Here is a 13,614-nt window from a genome sequence, read left to right on the forward strand (position 1 = left end):
ACCGAAGCGCCCATGTCGAGGCTGATGATATCGCCCTCTTGCAGCACCCGGTTCTTCACCGGAACCCCATGGACGATCTCATCGTTAATCGACAAACATGTATTGTGCTTGTAAGGCACATCGCTAAACGAGGGCTGATAGCCCATAAACGCCGATTTGGCGCCGTGCTTGCGAAGAACCTCCGCAGCCACTTCATCCAAATCCAGCGTCGTAGTCGTCCCAGGAACGATCGCGGCGGCCATCGCCGCGAGCGTTTCCGCGACCACGCGGCCCGCAAGCCGCATCATTTCTATTTCTTCTGAAGTTTTGGGACGACCCATCGGACTATTATACCCGTCAATTTCTATTTATCGATCTTTCAGTGCAAATAGTATGCGCTGAAAGACTTCGTCCGGGCTCCCTGAGGCGTCCACGGGCCGAAGTTTGCCCTGTTGGGCGTAATATTGCGTCAACGGCAGCGTTGACTGATGATAGACATCCAGTCGATGGGGCATGGTTCCCGGATCGTCTTCCGGCCGGCGGACCAGCGTTTCTCCATCACGGTCGCACCGCCCCGCCTGCTTCGGCGGCTGCAAATGCGTTTGGTAAACCGACGCGCATTTCGGACAAACCAGTCGGCCCGCCGTGCGCTCGATCAAAACCATTTCATCGATTTCCAGGGCGATCACGACATCAACGGCGGGCGCATCTGCACTCCCCGTCGCATCGAACAATCGAGCCTGGTTCAAATTTCTTGGAAAGCCGTCCAGCACATACCCTTGAGCCGCGTCAGGCTGAGCCAGCCGCAAAGCCACAAGATGGATGATATCTTCATCCGGAGCGTAATCTCCGGCAGCGATGCGCTCTTCGACCTTCAAACCAAAAGGTGTGCGTCGGGCGATATGATCTCGGATAATATCGCCCGTCGCAATTCGGGGAGCCCGCAGCTGATCGGCGAGCTTTTGTCCCTGAGTTCCTTTGCCGGAACCCGGCGGACCCAGCAGTACGGCGCGCACTACCGGATGAAGCCCTCGTAGTTCCTCATCAGGAGCTGCGCTTCGATCGCCTGCATCGTTTCCAGCGCCACGCCGACAACGATCAGCAGACTGGTGCCTCCGACGAGGGTGAAGCCATTGGCTCCCCCAGTGTTCGTCAGGGACGGGATCCAATACTGCATCAGCGCGATGACGGCCAGGAACAGAGCGCCGGCCAGGGTGATGCGTGTCATCACCTTATCCAGATACTCCATCGTCGGCTTGCCGGGGCGGATGCCGGGAATATAGGAACCATACTTCTTCAAGTCGTCCGCGATCTGCTCGACATTCATCGTGACCGCCGTATAGAAATACGTGAAGAACACAATGATCGCCGCGTAGACCAGTCCCGTGATCGGGTTTTCACCCGGAGACATCCACTTGGCCCACTTTTGCAGATTTTCGCCAAGCGCCGAAGTCGGCGAGACGAACTGCGCGAAGGTGAGCGGCAGAAGCTGGATCGACAGAGCGAAGATGATCGGAATAACGCCGGCGGACGCCACGCGGAACGGCAGGTAAGCCGTGCCGCCCTGGGTCATCTTATTGCCGACCATTTTCTTGACGTGCTGGATCGGGATCTTGCGCTGTCCCAGGGTCACGTAAATGACGCCCATGACGGTTGCGAAGAACGTGATGACCAGTACGGCGAGCTGCCAGGGAGCAACCGTGCCTTCTCGAACCGACTGCATGACGCCGCCGATTTGGCTCGGTAAGCGAACCATGATGCCGCAGAAGATGATCAGGGAGATGCCGTTGCCGATCCCCTTTTCGGTGATCTGCTCGCCGATCCACATCAGGAACGCCGTGCCAGCGGCCAGCGTGATGATGATCTGGATCAGCACAAACGGATTGGAGCTGATGACATGCTCGTTGCGCAGAAGCATCGTCATTCCGAAGCCCTGTACAGCCGACAGCGCCACGGTGAAGTAACGAGTGTACTGGCCGATGCGGCGTCGTCCAGACTCGCCTTCCTTTGACATTTCCTGCCAGGAAGGGATCGCGAACGTCAGAAGCTGCATGATGATCGACGCGTTAATATAGGGAACGATGCCCATCGCGAAGATTGTGTACAGCTTTAAGGCGCCGCCGGTGAAGACGTCGACCAGGCTCAAAATACCGCCGCCGCCGCCGCGAGAAAATAGCTCGGAAAGCTTCTCGTGGTTGACGCCGGGAATAGGAATGTGCAGACCGACGACGTAGACGCCGAACATAGCGAACACGAACAGCAGCCGCCGGCGCAGTTCGGGGATCGCAAACGCCGCCGCCATCGCTTCGACAAAAGATCCTTGCGATGAGCGGGGCGCGTTCCCGGTACGGCGGCGCGGACCGGAGCCGCCGGCAGCGGCGGCGGGTCTATTGACAGCCATGACTATAGTCCTCGAAACGTTGCTTCAACTAAATGGTTTCAGTGCTGCCGCCAAGAGAAGCGATCTTATCGGATGCGCTCTTGGAGAAGTGGTGCGCCTGAACGGTCAACTTCTTCGTCAGGTCACCGTTGCCCAGGATCTTGACGCCATCTTTGACATCGTTGATCACGCGGGTTTCCAGAAGCAGTTCCGGGGTCACCGTGACGCCGTCATCGAAGCGCTCCAGAGCGCTCAGGTTGACGATCGCAAACTCTTTTTTGAAGAGAGCGGTGAAACCACGGCGATGCGGCAGGCGTCGGTGGGTCGGGGTTTGGCCGCCTTCGAAGCCGGGCTTGGTGTTGCCACGGGCCTTATCGCCCTTGTGACCACCGCCGGAAGTCTTGCCGTGTCCGGATCCCGGACCGCGGCCAAGACGCTTGCGCCGGTGTGTCGATCCCTCGTTGGGCTTGAGGTCTGTCAGATTCATGGGTTACTCCGTCACCAAAGTGGCCGCGCTGCGGCGCGCGCGGAGGCGCGGGCCGGGCGCGTCGCCCTCAACCGTCTCAACGTTGAGGACGTGTACTAATTTCTTGATCGAGCCGCGAATGCACGCGTTGTCCGGCTGGACCACCGAGGATCCGACCTTGCCCAAGCCCAGTGCTCTCGCGCATTGGGCCTGGCTCTTCTCATAGCCGATCAGGCTCTTCTTCAACGTAATCTTAAGCGCTGACATTCGTCGCCTCCTCCGCCGCCGGAGTTTCGAGGGCCGCCGCCGCAGGAGTTTCCTCCGCGACCGGAGCAACCACCGCAACCGGGGCCTCATTCACTACCGGGGCTTCACTAACTACTGGGGCCTCGTTCACATCGTCGGAAACGACCGATGCAATACCCGCCGCCGCATCCGCTTCTTCCGCCGCCGCCGTCAGGGCGACGACCGAGCGCGGAACCAGCTCGCTGATATCCTTGCCGCGCAGACGAGCCACGTCGGATGCGCGCTTCAGCTGCTTCAAGGCCGCGATCGTCGCCCAGGCCGTATTGACCTTGTTGGACGAACCGAGCGACTTGGCCAGAACATCCTTGACGCCCGCCGCTTCCAAAATGGCGCGGGTGGAGCCGCCGGCGACCAGGCCGGTACCGGGAGATGCGGGGCGAAGCAGAACTTCGGCCGCGCCCTGGCGAACCAGAACGTCGTGCGGGATGGTAGAGCCGACCAGCGGCACATGCACCAGGCTCTTGCGAGCGGCTTCGACGCCCTTGCGGATCGCGTCCGGAATGGCGCGGGCCTTGCCGATGCCGGCGCCGACATAGCCTTCGCCGTCGCCAACAACCACAAGGATGCTCCAGGACATGGTGCGTCCGCCCTTGTGCGTCTTCTGAACTTTATTGGTTTGGATCACACGCTCCGTCAGATTGAGCGTATCCGGATTAATCAACGCCATGTTTTAGAATTCCAATCCGTTCTCACGGGCGGCTTCGGCCAGCCCCTTGATGCGGCCGTGGTACAGGTATCCGCCACGGTCAAAGACAACGCGCTCGATCCCGGCGGCCTTGGCGCGCTCGGCAATTAACTTGCCTACGGCCTTTGCGGCTTCGACGTTCCCGCCGACGCTCTTGGACGCCTTATCGGAGCGCAGGGACGGGTCCAGCGTGGACGCCGACGCAAGCGTCGTACCCGCCAGATCGTCAATGACCTGAACGTAAATGTTGTTGCTGCTGCGGTAGACGTTCATGCGGGGCCGAGCCGGCGATCCGCTAACGCGCTTCCGCACACGAGTGTGGCGCTTCTGTCGCGCCGCGTTCTTGTTTAATAAAGCCATAATCCCGAGTTTCCTCTTGGTCTGTCCACACGAGCGAGCGTATCAGCGCCCGCTCGGCAAACCCAATACCGCAAAATTGTAACACCGGAGAGTAAAAAGTGAGTGCTTGCCCAAAGGCGAGACTTACTTCTTGCCCTTACCGCCGCCCTTACCGCCAGCCTTGCCGCTCTTACCAGCTTTGCGGCGAACGATTTCGCCCTGGTAGCGGATACCCTTGCCCTTGTAGGGCTCCGGGGGCTTCATCTTGCGGATAACGGCCGCCTGCTGGCCGACCACTTCCTTGTCAATCCCATTGATGGTGATGACGGGACGGCGAGTGGCGTTGTCCTGCCCGACTTCAAAGTCGATGCCTTCGAGCGGTTCAATCGGAACGAGGTGGGAGAATCCGAGGCTAAGGACGAGCTTCTTGCCGTCCTTCGTGGCGCGGAAACCGACGCCTTCGATCTCAAGAACCTTCTTGTAACCGGTCGATACGCCGGTGACCATGTTGCTCACGAGCGAACGGGTCAGGCCGTGCAGCGCGCGGTGGGTCTTGCTATCCGTGGGACGCTGAACCGTCAGCACGCCGTCCTGAATGACGAACGCCATATCAGGCTGAAAGCGGCGAGAGAGTGTTCCCTTGGGCCCCTTGACGGTGACGCCGCCGTCGGTGGCGATCTGAACATCGACGCCCGCGGGAATAGTAATGGGAGCTTTACCGATACGAGACATAATTGCGGGCTCCTTTTACCAGACGTGCGCAATGACTTCGCCGCCGATGCCCAATTTCTTGGCTCGCTTGGCTGTCATAACGCCCTGGGAGGTAGTGACGATCGCGATGCCGAGACCGCGAAGAACCGTCGGCAAATTGTCGTGCGATCGGTAGATGCGAAGGCCGGGCTTGCTGATTCGCTTGAGGTCGGTGATGACCTTCTCACGATTGCGGGCGCCGTACTTGAGGGTGATCTTGATCTTGTTCTGCACGGGCTGCTGAACAACCTCGTAAGACTTGATATAGCCTTCGTCGAGCAGGATCTTAGTGATCTCGATCTTTACATTGGATGCAGAGACTTCCAACGAATCATGATTCGCGCTGTTCGCGTTGCGAATCCGAGTCAGAAGGTCCGCGATAGGGTCGCTGACCGGCATTGTTTACTCCATCAGACGGGCGTTCGTCACGCCTCGATATGGTTCCAGGGTCGGCCGGATCATTCCGGCGCGTCCCTCAGCCCCCTTACGGGTGCAATTAAAATGTACGCTTACGCGTGAACGCCAAGCTCGAAAGCCAGGCTCAGTCCCGCTTTACCAGCTGGACTTGGTGACGCCAGGGATCAAACCCTTATGCGCCAGTTCGCGGAAGCAAATGCGGCAAATGCTGTATTTGCGCATATAGCCGTGAGCGCGGCCACAAAGCTGGCAGCGATTGTAGGCGCGTACCTTGAACTTCGGGGTCTTTTTCGCTTTTTCGATCAGGCACTGCTTTGCCAAGATGAATCCTCCGTCGACAGTCGCGACTTCTCCGTGTTTGGCCGCCAAAGCAGCCTAAAAACCCGAGAAATCGGACATCAGTATACCTGAAATCACCGAAAATAATTCTATTCCCGGTGATTTCAGATGATTTTTGCTCTACTGCAGGCGCTCGCCCTGCTTCTCGCCGCGGAACGGCATGCCGATCGCTTTCAGAAGGGAGCGCGCTTCCGCGTCGTTCGTCGCGTTCGTGCAGATGATGATGTCCATGCCGCGAACTTTGTCGACTTTATCGTAGACGATCTCAGGGAAGGTCAACTGCTCTTTCAAGCCCATGGCGAAGTTGCCGCGGCCGTCGAAGGAGTTGGGGTTGATCCCGCTGAAGTCACGGACGCGCGGCAGAGCCACGTTCACGAGACGATCGAGGAACTCATACATCTGAGCGCCGCGCAGAGTGACCTTCGCGCCGACCTTGACGCCTTCACGCAGGCGGAAGTTTGCAATCGACTTCTTCGCCCGGGTGACAATCGGCTTCTGGCCGGTGATCGTCTGAAGGTCGATGATCGCGCCGTCGAGCAGCTTGGCGTCGCCGCCCGTCTGTCCCGCCGCGCCCACGCCCATGTTGATCACGATCTTCTCAAGCTTGGGGACCTGCATGATGTTCTTGTAGCCGAACTCCTTCTGCAGCGCCGGGATGACTTGCTCCCGGTACACAGTCTGGAGACGAGGCTTAGTTGTTTCGTTAGCCATTGTCGATCACCCCTCCGGACTTCTTAGCATAACGCACGCGGTTACCGCTCGCGTCCAGCTTGACGCCGATCCGAGTGACGGCGTTCTTCGCATCCTTGTCGATCAGCTGAACCTTGCAGATGTGCAGCGGCATGGACATTTCGATCCGGCCCGATTCTTGCTGAGCGCCCGGAGCCGCCTGCTGGCGCGGCTTCTGATGCTTGATCACGATATTCAGGCCTTCCACAACGATTTTGCCCGTTGCCGGGATGACGCGTGTGATCGTGCCTTCTTTGCCCTTGTCCTTACCGGAGATGACCCGGATCAGGTCGCCGGAGCGAAGACGAATCTTGCCGGCGTAGCGGATGGGAGCCGAGCGCGGCCCCTTCTTCTTAGGAGGAGTATACATTTAGAGCACCTCCGGCGCCAGCGAGATGATCTTCATCGCGCCTTCGAATTTGGATTCCCGAAGCTCACGGGCGACCGGTCCGAAGACACGGGTGCCGCGCGGCGCGAGGTTGTTGTTGAGCACCACGGCGGCGTTCTCATCGAAGCGCAGCGTGGAGCCGTCGGTGCGGCGGATCATGTTCTTGGTGCGAACGATGACGGCTTTGACAACGTCGCCCTTCTTCACCTGAGCGCCGGGCGTCGCGGACTTCACCGCGCCGACAATAATATCGCCCACTTCGGCATACTTGCCGTTGGAGCCTTTAAGCACGCGGATGCACATGATCTCACGCGCCCCGCTGTTGTCTGCCGCGCGTACGCGCGAATAGGACTGAATCATACTTTTCCCTTTGCGCTGCCGGACTTCTCAGTGAGCTTGCCTTTGGGGGTAGGCAAGCGCTTGAAGACCGACCCAGCAATAATATACGTCTTAGTGATCCCGAAGAATACAAATTTTAAGACGCAATGAACACGCCAGACGGCGTGAAGAAGCCGGACGGCGAGCGCCCGGCTTCGGAGGCGGCTGGAGCGCCGAAACGCTCCAGACAGTGTGAAAGCGCTACTTGGCGCGCTCGGTGACACGCACCAAACGCCAGCACTTCTCTTTGCTCAGTGGACGGGTCTCCATGATCTCCACGGTGTCGCCGATGTGCGCGTCGTTGTTCTCGTCATGGACTTTGAACTTCTTATTGCGCTTGACGGTGCGGCCGTAGATCGGGTGACGGACGAGGTTGTTGATAGTAACAACGATCGTCTTTTCCATCTTGTCGCTGGAGACGACGCCGACGCGGATTTTACGCCGGTTTCGGGTCTCTTCAGTCTCTACTTCGTTTGTTTCAGCCATTGCTATTATCCCTCGTTAGACTGCGCCAGTTCACGCTCGCGCTGGATCGTCAAAGCTCGGGCGATTTCCTTCCGGCTGTTCTTCACAACCTTCACGTCTTCAACCGGCTTGCTCAAGCGATCCTTGCGGAACTGGTAGATGTTCTTGTGCGCGTTTGCAATGACGACCGTCAGGTCGGCATCGCTCGTCGCACGCAGGTCCTGCAGTCGATCGCGGGTCTTCTTATTTTCAGCCATTGGTTTCCTCGCTGCCTTCCGTCGCCGTGGCGGCGGTTACAGTGGTATCCTCATCCACAAGCGGCTCCTTGGCGTTGCCATGAGCGGTCACCTGCAGAGCCGACTCGCGCCGGGTAATGAACTTCGTCTGGATCGGCAGCTTATGCTGCGCAAGCCGCATTGCTTCCTTCGCCAGATCTTCCGCAACTCCCGACATCTCGAAAAGGATGCGTCCCGGCTTCACAACCGCGACCCAGCCTTCCGGAGCTCCCTTACCCTTGCCCATGCGGGTTTCCGCGGGCTTCTTGGTGAAGGGCTTATCGGGGAAGACCCGGATCCAAATCTTACCACCGCGGCGGATCTTGCGAGTCATCGCAATACGAGCGGCTTCGATCTGGTTGTTGGTCATCCAGCACGCTTCCAGAGCCTGGAGCGCGTAATCGCCGAAATCGACGTTCGTACCGCCCGAAGCAGCGCCGCGGCGCTTGCCTCGATGGACTCGGCGGTACTTGACTTTCTTAGGCATTAACATAGTTTAAGTCTCTCCTTAACGACCGCCGCCGCCGCCGAAGCCGCCGGGACGGCCACCGCCGCCGCCGCCAGGTCCACGACCGCCGCCGCCGCCAAATCCGCCGGGTCTGCCGCCGCCGCCGGCTCCGCCACGACCGCCGCCGAAGCCGCCGCCGCCGCGTCCGCCGCCAGCGCCGCCGCGTCCGCCGCGTCCGCCCGCTCCGCCGCGATTTCCGCCACGGTTATCGCGTCCGCGATCTCCGAAGCCTTCTTCGGCGTTCAGACGGCGCTGCTGCTGCTGCTGAAGCGCAATATCGGCCGTCGTCAGACGCTTCTGGCCCGGGAGAATGTCTCCCTTATAGATCCAGACCTTGACGCCGATGTTGCCGTACGTGGTGCCCGCTTCCGCGAAGCCGTAGTCGATATCGGCCCGCAGCGTGTGCAGCGGGATCTTACCGAGACGGTCGCCTTCTTTGCGAGCCATTTCACTGCCGTTCAGTCGGCCGGAGCAAAGGATACGAATACCCTTGGCGCCCAGCTTCATGGCGCGGGTGACGGCCTGCCGCATGGCCCGCTTGTAGGAAACGCGCTTGGTGATCTGCTGAGCGATGCTCTCGGAGACCAGCTGCGCATCCAGCTCGGGATGGCGGATTTCAGTCACGTTCGCGGTGACGGACTTGTTGGTGAACTTCTCCAGCACGAGCCGAAGATCGTCCACGCCCTTGCCGCCGCGGCCGATGATGATGCCCGGCTTCGCCGTGTGAAGGGTGACCTTCACGCGATTAGCCGCACGCTCGATCTCGACACGCGCAATGGCTGCGTTCTGCAGCTCGCGGCGCTTCTTGATGAACTCACGAATGCGGAAGTCTTCGACCAAAGCGGCCGCGTATCCCTTGTCGAGATACCATTTGCTTTCCCATTCGCGATTAACACCGACTCGAAAGCCGATGGGATGGATTTTCTGTCCCAAGGTTACTCTCCCTGCTCGCGCGGTTGATCGGCGCCTTCGCTGGTGTCAGCGGCGCGGTCCGACATATCGATCTCTGGAGCGTCCGACGCTTCGACCGGAGTGGCCTCGACCGGGGTGGAGGTTTCTTCCACTACGGTCTCGACCGGGCTCGTCGTTTCTTCCGCGACGGGAGCCTCAGCGGCTGCCGCCGTGGCGACTGCCGGAGCAGCAGCGACGGCCTTCGGCTTGGCCGGGGCGGCGACCCGCTTCGGCTTCGCCACGATCGGCGCGGCTTCCGTCAGAATGACGGTCAGGTGGCTGGTGCGCTTCAGGATGCGATAAGCACGACCCTGGGCGCGAGCCCGGACACGCTTGAGGGAAGGACCGCCATCCGCGAGGATGTTGGTGACCTTCAGCTCTTCGACCCCTGCGCCCCACCCGTCCTGTGCATTCGCAACAGCCGAGATCAGCACCTTGCTGATATGCTCCGCCGCCTGGTTCGGAACGAACCGCAGCGCGGCCAGCGCATCCGAAGCGCGCTTGCCTTTGATGGCGTCGATCACAAGGCGAGCCTTGCGCGGCGACAAACGGAGGTACTTCGCGACGGCGCGCGCTTCGGGAACGACTTCCACCGTTACCGAGCGATCGCCGCCGATCTTCTCTTTGAACGCTTCGGTCAGCTCTTTGGTCACGATCCGAACCGCATCGGGGCGGCTGGTGTGCAGAGTGACTTTCAGGCTGCCGTCCTTTTCCTTGGACAGCTTAAGCTTGGAGACGGGCGTGCGTCCCCCGATCACTTCATGAGCGGTCGGGAGCAGCGCGCGGTCTCTGGCGGCTGTATTCATGAACTCAATTCTCCTTAGCGCGACCGGCTGGTGCGCGTATCCTTCTGGCCGGCGTGGCCTTTGAAGGTGCGCGTCAGCGAGAACTCGCCCAGTTTATGGCCAACCATATTCTCAGTGATGAACACGGGGATGTGCTTGCGACCATCATGCACAGCCAGCGTATGACCGATCATCTGGGGGAAGATCGTCGAACGGCGTGACCATGTTTTGATGATGCGCTTTTCACTGCGCGCGTTCATGTCGTCAATTTTAGACAGCAATTTGGGGTCGGCATAGGGCCCCTTTTTTAGTGATCGTCCCATACGTTATCCTACTTCCCCCGCCGTCGGATGATGAACTTCTGCGTCGACTTATTGCGGCGCGTACGGAAGCCAAGAGCGCGAACGCCAGTCGCCGAAACCGGTCCCTTTTTGCGTCCGATCGGAGACTTCGCTTCACCACCACCGTGGGGATGGTCCCGCGGCGACATAACGACGCCTCGGTTGTGCATATAAACGCCGAGCCAGCGCTTCTTACCGGCCTTACCGTGCTTGATGTTCTCATGATCGAGGTTGGCGACCTGGCCAATCGTGGCCTTGCACTCCACCTGGATCATGCGCATTTCGCCCGAAGACAGACGGATCGTGGCGTACTTGCCTTCACGTCCCATCAGCTGCGCGGAGCCGCCGGCGGTGCGAACCAGCTGGCCGCCCTTTCCGGGAACGAGCTCGATGTTGTGGATCAGCGTACCGATCGGCATCGAGCGGATCGCCATGGCGTTTCCGGGACGGATGTCCGAGCCGTCGCCGGCCTGGATCATATCGCCCACTTTGACGCCGACGGGCCACAGGATGTAGCGCTTCTCGCCGTCCATATAATGGACAAGGCAGATACGCGCGGAGCGGTTGGGATCGTATTCGATCGTCGCCACTTTCCCAGGGACGCCATCTTTATCGCGCTTGAAGTCGATGATACGGTACGCGGTCTTGTTACCGCCGCCGACGTTAACCGCCGTACGGCGGCCCTTATTGTTGCGGCCGCCACTGTGCTTGTTCGGGCCGGTGAGCGCCTTCAGCGGCTTTGTGGCCGTGATCTCATCGTAGCTGGCGCCGACTCGGAACCGCTGCCCAGGGGTAATCGGCTTATATCGCTTGACTGCCATTGTGCTTAGACTCCCTCGACCAATTCAATTGTCTGGCCTTCTTGGAGCGTCACAACGGCCTTCTTCCAGTCCGACGTACGGCCCTGGTTGGCCCGCTTGAAGAAGCGGCCCCGGCGCTGCGTTCCCTTGACCACAAGCGTGTTCACGGCGACAACGTTGATCGGATTGCGTGCTTCGGCCTGGATGAACTCCAGAGCCCAAGCGATTTCGTACTTGTTCGCGGTCTTCTTGACTTCGAAGGTGTACTTGTTCTGTGCGCCGCCCTGGACGGTCTTCTCCGTCACGATGGGGCGCACGATGATTTCATACGGGCTCTTTGTGCTTGCGCTCATTAGACTGTAGTCTCCTTGTCAGAAGAGTCGGCCCCAAACTGAGCATTCAGCACGTCGAGCGCGCTCTTCACGATGACGATCTGAGTGGCGTCCATCACATCGCGGACCGAGAAAGCCGGAGCAACGCGGACTTCGATGCCCGGGATGTTGCGGAACGACTTGTAGATCACGGGTGTGTGCTCGCCAAGAATGACAAGCGTCTTTCCCGTAATTCCCAGGCCGGCCAGAAAGGCGGCTGCGGTTTTCGTGGAGATCGTGTCGAACGTCAGCGCCTCAATCACGGTGACGACGCCTTCCGACGCCTTCACGGTCAGAGCGGACGCGACGGCCGCGCGCCGGGCCTTCTTCGGCAGCTTGGCCGAAAGGTCACGGGGGTGCGGACCGAACACGATACCGCCATGGCGGTAGTGCGGGGCGCTGATCGTACCCTGACGGGCGCGGCCGGTGCCTTTTTGCTTGTACGGTTTGCGACCGCCACCAGCGACTTCGCCGCGGGTCTTGGTGTTACGGGTATCCTGCCGGCTGTTAGTCGCCTCGTTGAGCACCGCCTGGTGCATCAAGCCGGGAGTGACTTTAGCGCCGAACAGCTTATCGCTGAGGACGACGCTCCCCGCGCTGGCGCCGTCTTGCTTCTTTAATGTTGCGTTAGGCATCGCTGGGTGTCCTCCTATCTGACAAATTTCTTGATGAGGACAAGGCCGCCATTTGCGCCCGGGACAGCGCCGCGGACGAGCAGGAGGTTCTTGTCAAGGTCGATTCGCGCCACGCGCAGACCCTGCTGGGTGATTTGCGCATCGCCCATGTGGCCCGGCTTGCCCTGACCTTTGAAGGTGCGGGCAGCGTCGGTCGCGCCGCTGGACGCGGGCTTACGGTGGCTGGTGGAGGCGCCGTGTGTGGCGTTGTGACCGTGCCAGCGATACCGCTTGACGACGCCGGCGAAGCCCTTACCCTTGGAGATACCGGTGACAGCCACCTTATCGCCCACGGAGAAGATGTCCGCCTTGAACTCAAACCCTTCGGCCAGAGTCTCGCCTTCGTCGATCGAGATCTCACGCAGAACGCGCAGCGGCTTGACGCCATGCGCGGCGAAGTGACCCTTTTGAGGGGAGTTCAGACGGTGCTCTTTGACATCGCCAAAGCCGATCTGAGCGGCGGAATAACCGTCGCGGTCGAGAGTTTTTAGTTGTGTGATGACGCAGGGACCGGCGGCGATTACCGTGACGGGAGTCACGCGGCCGCCTTCTTCAAATATCTGGGTCATGCCCAGCTTTGTGCCCAAGATAGCACTTGGCATAAGTTTCCTCCACGGCGCACCTGGGGAGCCACTGGGGTTGTGGACAATTATTCCTTACGTGACGCGGCTTTGTTGTGAATAGGACGTTGGCGCGGTGTTTAAGCACCGCTATTCCATCGCCGTGAGAATTGCTTCTCGCGGGTCAGTGAATTCTGTGATAGCTTGATTAAAGTTTAATCTCGATGTCGACGCCGGAGGGCAGATCGAGACGCATCAGAGCGTCGATCGTCTTCGGGCCGGGATCGATGATGTCGATCAAGCGCTTGTGCGTCCGCATCTCGAAGTGCTCGAACGACTCTTTGTCGACGAACGTGCTTCGCTGCATCGGCAGGATATTCTTTTCGGTAGGCAGCAGGACCGGCCCGGAAATCCGGGCGCCCGTTCGCTTGGCGGTGTCCACGATCTTCTCGGCGGACTGGTCAAGCAATCGGTGGTCGAACGCCCGCAAGCGGATGCGGACTTTATTACGACGCATTTAACAATTCTCCTCAACGCACAAACGTGGGCGGACGCCGGCTGCGGCGACCGCCCATCATTTTTTCTTTATAAGATAATCTTACTGACGACGCCGGCGCCAACGGTGTGACCGCCTTCGCGGATTGCGAAGCGCAGGCCTTCCTCCATCGCGATCGGGGCGATCAGAGTGCCCGTGATCGAAACGTTATCGCCCGGCATAACCATCTCCA

Annotated in this window: 22 protein-coding genes and 3 pseudogenes; all 25 read right to left on the minus strand. The window is 59.9% G+C overall.

Features of this window, described 5'->3' with window-relative positions:
* The coding region (locus ABIZ35_RS01775) for a M24 family metallopeptidase (RefSeq protein ID WP_348218160.1) at window positions 1-287 on the minus strand (287 nt) is incomplete at its 3' end.
* Window positions 288-347: 60 nt separating this feature from the next.
* A complete protein-coding gene (locus ABIZ35_RS01780; protein ID WP_348218161.1) occupies window positions 348-995 on the minus strand; it encodes a nucleoside monophosphate kinase in 648 nt (215 codons plus the stop codon).
* The gene (gene secY / locus ABIZ35_RS01785; RefSeq protein ID WP_348218176.1) at window positions 995-2,281 is read right to left on the minus strand and encodes a preprotein translocase subunit SecY; all 1,287 of its coding nucleotides are present in this window, start codon (window positions 2,279-2,281) and stop codon (window positions 995-997) included. Before secY ends, ABIZ35_RS01780 begins: the two co-directional genes overlap by 1 nt.
* Window positions 2,282-2,408: 127 nt before the next feature.
* On the minus strand, window positions 2,409-2,846 hold the full coding sequence (gene rplO, locus ABIZ35_RS01790) for a 50S ribosomal protein L15 (protein WP_348218162.1): 438 nt from the start codon (window positions 2,844-2,846) through the stop codon (window positions 2,409-2,411).
* A 3-nt stretch (window positions 2,847-2,849) separates the two neighbouring features.
* Window positions 2,850-3,092: a 50S ribosomal protein L30 gene (rpmD, locus tag ABIZ35_RS01795; RefSeq protein WP_348218163.1), complete on the minus strand. Its 243-nt coding sequence runs from the start codon at window positions 3,090-3,092 to the stop codon at window positions 2,850-2,852.
* A 211-nt stretch (window positions 3,093-3,303) separates the two neighbouring features.
* A pseudogene (rpsE, locus tag ABIZ35_RS01800) lies at window positions 3,304-3,798 on the minus strand (30S ribosomal protein S5); the annotation flags it as partial.
* 3 nt (window positions 3,799-3,801) lie between these two features.
* Complete coding sequence (gene rplR / locus ABIZ35_RS01805) at window positions 3,802-4,179, minus strand: 50S ribosomal protein L18 (protein ID WP_348218177.1); 378 nt, start codon at window positions 4,177-4,179, stop codon at window positions 3,802-3,804.
* 120 nt (window positions 4,180-4,299) lie between these two features.
* Window positions 4,300-4,887: a 50S ribosomal protein L6 gene (gene rplF, locus ABIZ35_RS01810; protein WP_348218164.1), complete on the minus strand. Its 588-nt coding sequence runs from the start codon at window positions 4,885-4,887 to the stop codon at window positions 4,300-4,302.
* A gap of 15 nt (window positions 4,888-4,902) precedes the next feature.
* Complete coding sequence (rpsH, locus tag ABIZ35_RS01815) at window positions 4,903-5,304, minus strand: 30S ribosomal protein S8 (RefSeq protein WP_119322387.1); 402 nt, start codon at window positions 5,302-5,304, stop codon at window positions 4,903-4,905.
* 153 nt (window positions 5,305-5,457) lie between these two features.
* Window positions 5,458-5,643, minus strand: coding sequence for a type Z 30S ribosomal protein S14 (locus ABIZ35_RS01820; protein WP_348218165.1), 186 nt, complete (start codon window positions 5,641-5,643; stop codon window positions 5,458-5,460).
* A gap of 138 nt (window positions 5,644-5,781) precedes the next feature.
* Window positions 5,782-6,372: a 50S ribosomal protein L5 gene (rplE, locus tag ABIZ35_RS01825; RefSeq protein ID WP_348218166.1), complete on the minus strand. Its 591-nt coding sequence runs from the start codon at window positions 6,370-6,372 to the stop codon at window positions 5,782-5,784.
* Window positions 6,365-6,760 carry a 50S ribosomal protein L24 gene (rplX, locus tag ABIZ35_RS01830; protein WP_348218167.1) on the minus strand — a complete coding sequence of 132 codons (396 nt, stop codon included), beginning with the start codon at window positions 6,758-6,760 and terminating at the stop codon, window positions 6,365-6,367. The genes rplE and rplX overlap by 8 nt, the downstream gene beginning before the upstream one ends.
* Entirely contained in the window at window positions 6,761-7,138 is a 378-nt protein-coding gene (gene rplN, locus ABIZ35_RS01835) for a 50S ribosomal protein L14 (protein WP_119322389.1), read from the minus strand. It abuts the gene before it with no gap.
* Window positions 7,139-7,357: 219 nt separating this feature from the next.
* Window positions 7,358-7,642 carry a 30S ribosomal protein S17 gene (rpsQ, locus tag ABIZ35_RS01840; protein WP_348218168.1) on the minus strand — a complete coding sequence of 95 codons (285 nt, stop codon included), beginning with the start codon at window positions 7,640-7,642 and terminating at the stop codon, window positions 7,358-7,360.
* Window positions 7,643-7,647: 5 nt separating this feature from the next.
* The gene (gene rpmC / locus ABIZ35_RS01845) at window positions 7,648-7,878 is read right to left on the minus strand and encodes a 50S ribosomal protein L29 (RefSeq protein ID WP_348218169.1); all 231 of its coding nucleotides are present in this window, start codon (window positions 7,876-7,878) and stop codon (window positions 7,648-7,650) included.
* Between the two features lie 115 nt (window positions 7,879-7,993).
* A pseudogene (gene rplP, locus ABIZ35_RS01850) lies at window positions 7,994-8,389 on the minus strand (50S ribosomal protein L16); the annotation flags it as partial.
* A 15-nt stretch (window positions 8,390-8,404) separates the two neighbouring features.
* Complete coding sequence (rpsC, locus tag ABIZ35_RS01855; protein WP_348218170.1) at window positions 8,405-9,337, minus strand: 30S ribosomal protein S3; 933 nt, start codon at window positions 9,335-9,337, stop codon at window positions 8,405-8,407.
* 2 nt (window positions 9,338-9,339) lie between these two features.
* Complete coding sequence (gene rplV, locus ABIZ35_RS01860) at window positions 9,340-10,161, minus strand: 50S ribosomal protein L22 (protein WP_348218171.1); 822 nt, start codon at window positions 10,159-10,161, stop codon at window positions 9,340-9,342.
* A 14-nt stretch (window positions 10,162-10,175) separates the two neighbouring features.
* A complete protein-coding gene (gene rpsS, locus ABIZ35_RS01865) occupies window positions 10,176-10,463 on the minus strand; it encodes a 30S ribosomal protein S19 (RefSeq protein ID WP_119322395.1) in 288 nt (95 codons plus the stop codon).
* An 8-nt stretch (window positions 10,464-10,471) separates the two neighbouring features.
* Window positions 10,472-11,302: a 50S ribosomal protein L2 gene (gene rplB, locus ABIZ35_RS01870; RefSeq protein ID WP_348218172.1), complete on the minus strand. Its 831-nt coding sequence runs from the start codon at window positions 11,300-11,302 to the stop codon at window positions 10,472-10,474.
* Between the two features lie 5 nt (window positions 11,303-11,307).
* Entirely contained in the window at window positions 11,308-11,634 is a 327-nt protein-coding gene (rplW, locus tag ABIZ35_RS01875) for a 50S ribosomal protein L23 (RefSeq protein WP_348218173.1), read from the minus strand.
* Window positions 11,634-12,287, minus strand: a complete 654-nt coding sequence (gene rplD, locus ABIZ35_RS01880; RefSeq protein WP_348218174.1) for a 50S ribosomal protein L4 — start codon at window positions 12,285-12,287, stop codon at window positions 11,634-11,636. The genes rplW and rplD overlap by 1 nt, the downstream gene beginning before the upstream one ends.
* A gap of 14 nt (window positions 12,288-12,301) precedes the next feature.
* Window positions 12,302-12,928, minus strand: coding sequence for a 50S ribosomal protein L3 (gene rplC, locus ABIZ35_RS01885; protein ID WP_348218175.1), 627 nt, complete (start codon window positions 12,926-12,928; stop codon window positions 12,302-12,304).
* A gap of 166 nt (window positions 12,929-13,094) precedes the next feature.
* A complete protein-coding gene (gene rpsJ, locus ABIZ35_RS01890; RefSeq protein WP_119322400.1) occupies window positions 13,095-13,403 on the minus strand; it encodes a 30S ribosomal protein S10 in 309 nt (102 codons plus the stop codon).
* Window positions 13,404-13,471: 68 nt separating this feature from the next.
* Window positions 13,472-13,614: pseudogene (tuf, locus tag ABIZ35_RS01895) on the minus strand (elongation factor Tu); the annotation flags it as partial.

Source organism: Capsulimonas sp. (assembly GCF_039929585.1).
Classification (GTDB): domain Bacteria; phylum Armatimonadota; class Armatimonadia; order Armatimonadales; family Capsulimonadaceae; genus Capsulimonas.

Coding starts and splice junctions, on each gene's coding strand:
- rplO (WP_348218162.1), bottom strand. CDS start 2,846: ATGAATCTGACAGACCTCAAGCCCAACGAGGGATCGACACACCGGCGC.
- rpmC (WP_348218169.1), bottom strand. CDS start 7,878: ATGGCTGAAAATAAGAAGACCCGCGATCGACTGCAGGACCTGCGTGCG.
- rplN (WP_119322389.1), bottom strand. CDS start 7,138: ATGATTCAGTCCTATTCGCGCGTACGCGCGGCAGACAACAGCGGGGCG.
- rplX (WP_348218167.1), bottom strand. CDS start 6,760: ATGTATACTCCTCCTAAGAAGAAGGGGCCGCGCTCGGCTCCCATCCGC.
- rplF (WP_348218164.1), bottom strand. CDS start 4,887: ATGTCTCGTATCGGTAAAGCTCCCATTACTATTCCCGCGGGCGTCGAT.
- rplB (WP_348218172.1), bottom strand. CDS start 11,302: ATGGCAGTCAAGCGATATAAGCCGATTACCCCTGGGCAGCGGTTCCGA.
- rpmD (WP_348218163.1), bottom strand. CDS start 3,092: ATGTCAGCGCTTAAGATTACGTTGAAGAAGAGCCTGATCGGCTATGAG.
- rplE (WP_348218166.1), bottom strand. CDS start 6,372: ATGGCTAACGAAACAACTAAGCCTCGTCTCCAGACTGTGTACCGGGAG.
- rplD (WP_348218174.1), bottom strand. CDS start 12,287: ATGCCTAACGCAACATTAAAGAAGCAAGACGGCGCCAGCGCGGGGAGC.
- rplC (WP_348218175.1), bottom strand. CDS start 12,928: ATGCCAAGTGCTATCTTGGGCACAAAGCTGGGCATGACCCAGATATTT.
- rpsS (WP_119322395.1), bottom strand. CDS start 10,463: ATGGGACGATCACTAAAAAAGGGGCCCTATGCCGACCCCAAATTGCTG.
- rpsJ (WP_119322400.1), bottom strand. CDS start 13,403: ATGCGTCGTAATAAAGTCCGCATCCGCTTGCGGGCGTTCGACCACCGA.
- rplV (WP_348218171.1), bottom strand. CDS start 10,161: ATGAATACAGCCGCCAGAGACCGCGCGCTGCTCCCGACCGCTCATGAA.
- rpsQ (WP_348218168.1), bottom strand. CDS start 7,642: ATGGCTGAAACAAACGAAGTAGAGACTGAAGAGACCCGAAACCGGCGT.
- secY (WP_348218176.1), bottom strand. CDS start 2,281: ATGGCGGCGGCGTTTGCGATCCCCGAACTGCGCCGGCGGCTGCTGTTC.
- rplW (WP_348218173.1), bottom strand. CDS start 11,634: ATGAGCGCAAGCACAAAGAGCCCGTATGAAATCATCGTGCGCCCCATC.
- rpsH (WP_119322387.1), bottom strand. CDS start 5,304: ATGCCGGTCAGCGACCCTATCGCGGACCTTCTGACTCGGATTCGCAAC.